The sequence below is a fragment of the Petrachloros mirabilis genome, assembly GCF_975968855.1.
The window spans coordinates 1-4,365 of sequence record NZ_CDLUDY010000125.1; the positions used below are offsets into that span (position 1 = coordinate 1).

4 protein-coding genes are annotated in these 4,365 nt (G+C 56.1%); all 4 read left to right on the plus strand.

Annotated features, from left to right (window positions below):
- Positions 1-702 (plus strand): C40 family peptidase (locus tag ACWVCN_RS05165; protein ID WP_455244451.1); only part of this gene is annotated, 702 nt, incomplete at its 5' end.
- 53 nt (positions 703-755) lie between these two features.
- Positions 756-2,417: a sulfatase family protein gene (locus ACWVCN_RS05170; RefSeq protein WP_455244452.1), complete on the plus strand. Its 1,662-nt coding sequence runs from the start codon at positions 756-758 to the stop codon at positions 2,415-2,417.
- Between the two features lie 93 nt (positions 2,418-2,510).
- Positions 2,511-3,905 (plus strand): sulfatase family protein, encoded by a 1,395-nt coding sequence (locus ACWVCN_RS05175; protein ID WP_455244453.1) that lies wholly within the window; start codon positions 2,511-2,513, stop codon positions 3,903-3,905.
- Between the two features lie 41 nt (positions 3,906-3,946).
- Positions 3,947-4,365: FG-GAP repeat domain-containing protein (locus tag ACWVCN_RS05180; protein ID WP_455244454.1), on the plus strand; the 419-nt coding region annotated here is incomplete at its 3' end.

Sequence of the window (4,365 nt, forward strand, 5' to 3'; positions counted from 1 at the left end):
CACGTTCCACGTCGAGCACCGCAGGCGCACTCCTCGTCATCGGTCAGCTCCGCGCTGCGAGTAGCCATGAAAGCTTTGGACATTTTTGCAATTGGGTTGCTGGTTTTTCTTGGCGGGTCGGAGGCCGCTGTGCCCCCGGCTCGTACTGGCTGGGCGGACGTCGAGGCGGGGCTGATAAGAGTGGTGGCGGCAACGGATTTGTTGATCAAGAAAGCTGCCAGAGGAAATGAGACACTACGTCGCTTGCTTGAGGCAGCAAAGCCGACCATCGGGGCTCCCTACAAATGGGGAGGTACGCAGCTGGAGAAGGGAATCGATTGTTCGAACTTTACCTGGCAACTGTTTCGCGCCATCGGCAGGCCTTACGATCGCTTTGTCAGCACGATGGCCTTGTCCAGATTGAAACGATCAAATGGCCTTCAATCCATTGCGTTTGAAAATGCCGAGGCGGGGGATCTCCTCGTTTACGGGTATCGCGACCATTCCAAGAGATGGCACGGGCATGTGGTGATCTTGATCGACAAGGATGGCAGCAGGACCGGGCACAAGGGCCTTGTGCTTGGAGCGCACGGAAAGCCGGTCGGCGCGGTGCAGTTCGTCACCTTCACAGGTTTTGATGATGAATACTTCCGGAATCCGGAGATGCGGCTCTGCAATGTTTTGCGCGTGGATGACTCGAGTGCAGGGAGCGAAAATGACTGAATGCGTTTCCCAACCAGCCGATGCACCGACGGAGTGCCCCGCCTGAGCAGTCGATGGCTGGCTATGACTTGGGGATGGTGTTGCGCATCGAGGTGTTGCGCATCGGCGCTTTACTTCCGGCGCGCATCGGTGATCTTTTCCATTCGGCTCAAAGAACACACATGCAAAGCAAAGGCCATAGTAAACGACATTTCCTGACAGTTATAAATGCCGCGTTGTGCTGCTCGGCCTTCTGCAACAGTTTGAGCGCTCAACAAATCGCACCCAAGAAGCTCTCCAACGTTCTAATGATTGTCGCGGACGACCTGAACTGGGATACCCCGGGGTGCTTTGGTGGGGCGGCACCCGACATTACGCCGAACCTCGACCGGCTGGCCGCGGAAGGCATGAGGTTCAGGCATGCGTATGTCAACGTTTCCATCTGCACGCCGTCGCGAAGCGTCATCCTCACGGGACTGTTCCCTCCTACCAATGGTGCAGAAGGATTCCAGCGCATTCGGCCCGGCACGCCGACGTTGCCGAGCATACTGAACCAAGCCGGATATCTTTGCGGAATTGTCGGCAAGCCCCTCCGGCAACAAGAGTTGTTTCGCTGGTCGGTTACGTACCGCTGGCAGGGGACCGGAGACGAGGACCGTTGGGGGCGTGACCCGGCCGTTTACCGACGCTTCGCCAAAGACTTCTTTGCAATGGCAAAGACCTCGAAACAGCCTTTCTTCCTGATGGCAAACTCCCACGATCCGCATCGTCCTTTCGGCGGCGGAAAAGCGACCCGTCAGCATGATGAACGCGCTGAGGCGTCTCGCACTTTCCGTCCGGAGGAGGTCAAAGTACCAGATTTCCTGCCTGATCTGCCGGGCGTCCGCCTGGACCTGGCCGCCTATTGCACATCTGCACGACGGCTGGACGACATGGTCGGAGCTGTGCTTGAGGAATTGGCCCAAGCTGGATTCCAGGATGATACGATCGTGATTTTCCTCTCTGATAACGGTATGGATTTCCCCGCGGCAAAGTTCAATTGCTATGTCGACAGCGTCCGTTCACCGTTCATCATCCGGTGGCCAGGGCACATCAAGAATGGAGCAATTGACCATACGCACATGGTTTCGGCGGTCGATCTGCAGCCTACCATTCTGGATGCGCTTGGGCTTCCTCCGGCAAAAGCATCAGATGGGAGGTCGTTCGTCCCGCTTTTGCGTGGGGAAACTCAGTCGAATCGTGACAGTGTTTACGCCCAGTTCTACCATATACATGGAGGGGACGCACTGCCCATGCGGTCGGTGTTGACTAGACAATCTGCTTATGTCTTCAACCCGTGGTCCAACGGTGAGCGCCGCTTCAAGCGATTGGGCGGGGGCGCGTTTGCAGCCATGCAAGAGGCTGCAAAAACCGACAGCGCGATGGCGAAGCGCATCCGGTATCTGATGTTTCGAACGGTCGAGGAATTTTACGACCTTCGGGCTGATCCCAACTGCCTTGTTAACTTACTGGGAAGCGATAGGACTCCGACAGCCGCACAAAACGAGGAGATTGAATCCCTACGCGCACAATTGCGGGCATGGATGGTGCGGGTGAAGGATGGCGCATTGAACGCCTTCGACAAGCGCAAGCAGAAAGAGGCGCTTGAGAGTTTTGTTCAGTCATACCGTGAGCGCGCCACGAAGGAAGTTGAGGCGCTAAGGCCCTATGAAAGGGCTAATCGGTATCGCTTCTAGTTGCCAATGGTGAGAAGGAACGAGAGCCTGCGGGTGACGCGGTAAACCGCGCCCCTGATGGATGTCGTTCAGTCACAAGGAGAATGCATATAAATGACCAGTAAAAGAGAGTTTCTGGCCGGGAGTGCGATGCTTGCCGCCGGTGCGATGCTTGCCGCGAGCGCAATGCTTCGGCCTTCGTTGTTCGCCAAAGACAAAGGTCCGCAACAACCCAATATCATCCTTTGCATGACGGATGATCAGGGATGGGGCGATACCGGCTACAACGGGCATCCGGTACTCAGGACTCCACACCTCGACCAGATGGCAAAGGACGGCATCTGTTTCCAGCGCTTCTATTCCGGCGCCCCGGTCTGCTCTCCCACCCGCGGCAGCTGCCTCACGGGAAGACATCCTTATCGCTACGGCATACCGTCTGCCAATGCCGGACACATGAGGGAGAAAGAGATCACTCTCGCCGAAGCTCTCAAGACACAAGGATACATGACGGGGCATTTTGGGAAATGGCACTTGGGAACACTGACCACAAAGATAAAGGAGTCGAATCGCGCACGGCCGGGTCATACCGCCCACTACTCACCACCTTGGAAGAACGGATTTGATGTCTGTTTCTCGACTGAAGCCAAGGTCCCGACCTACTGGAAAGGCAACACGTACGAGACGTACGGAACGCATTACTGGACTGGTCCGGAACAAATGGTGGCGGCCGAGGAAATCAGTGGCGATGACTCTAAATTGATCATGAATCGGGTGTTGCCTTTCATCACGAAAGCGGCAAAGAGCAAGACGCCCTTCCTGGCGGTCATCTGGTTCCACGCCCCTCATCTGCCGGTCGTATCGGCGCCGCCATACACAGATGGTTACAAGGAGTACAAGGACTACTACGGATGTATTACCGCGATGGACGAACAGCTGGGCCGTCTCCGAGCAGAACTGAAGAGGCTGGGGATCGAGGACAACACCATGCTGTGGTTCTGCTCGGACAATGGACCGGAGGGCGATAGTTCCGCGCCGGGGAGAACGAAGGGTCTCCGGGGTCGTAAACGCAGCCTCTATGAAGGCGGCGTCCGTGTGCCCGGCCTACTTGTCTGGCCGAGAATGATCAGGGAACATCGTGTTGTGGCAACGCCTTGCAGCACGAGTGACTATTTCCCTACCGTGTTGGACGCGCTGGGGTATCAACTTCCCGAAGCCAAGACGCGACCGTATGATGGAATCAGCCTGCTACCGCTAATAGAGGGGGAAATGGATCAACGATCAAGGCCCATTGCGTTTGAATCGAAAGGACAAGTGTCGCTCACGGACAATCGCTATAAGATCTACAGTCAGGACCAGGGCAAGACCTACGAATTGTATGACCTGATCACTGATCCGGGAGAAAAAGCCAATATAGCGGATCAACACCCTGACATCGTCAGAAGAATGAAGGACATCCTCGAGAATTGGCGTCGTTCGTGCAGAGAGAGCGACAAAGGGAAAGATTACTGAGGACCGGACAAAGCGCCGCTGGGCGATGCGGTTAAGCGCTAATGATGAAGACAGGGTTGTGGTTCTTGATCGCGAGCATGTTCTATGTTGGAGCGGTGTTTGCCAAAGGAGAGAAAGGCGTAAACGTCTGGAAACAGTGTGTCGGTAAACCGGGCCCCAGCGGCTGGCGCGTCAACGTCATCCAGCCGGACCCCGAAGACGATGGCCCGGACGGCTTCAACCACCACGACTGGGATGGCGACGGTGATCTGGACGTCTTCGTGAACTTCGAAGAAGGCGGATATAGCTGCTTGTACTTCAATCCCGGCAAGAAAGAACTGAGGGATGCTGAAGAATGGGTGCAGATGATACTCTTCGAGAATGAGGCACGCAATCCGGTCGTCAGCGACATCGATGGCGACGGCCTCAATGACCTCATCGTCGGCGCCAGAGCCTGGTACAAGCAACCAGTCGAAAACAA

Excerpts from the sequence above, each read along its gene's own strand:
- ACWVCN_RS05170 (WP_455244452.1), top strand. The coding sequence starts at position 756 with ATGGCTGGCTATGACTTGGGGATGGTGTTGCGCATCGAGGTGTTGCGC.
- ACWVCN_RS05175 (WP_455244453.1), top strand. The coding sequence starts at position 2,511 with ATGACCAGTAAAAGAGAGTTTCTGGCCGGGAGTGCGATGCTTGCCGCC.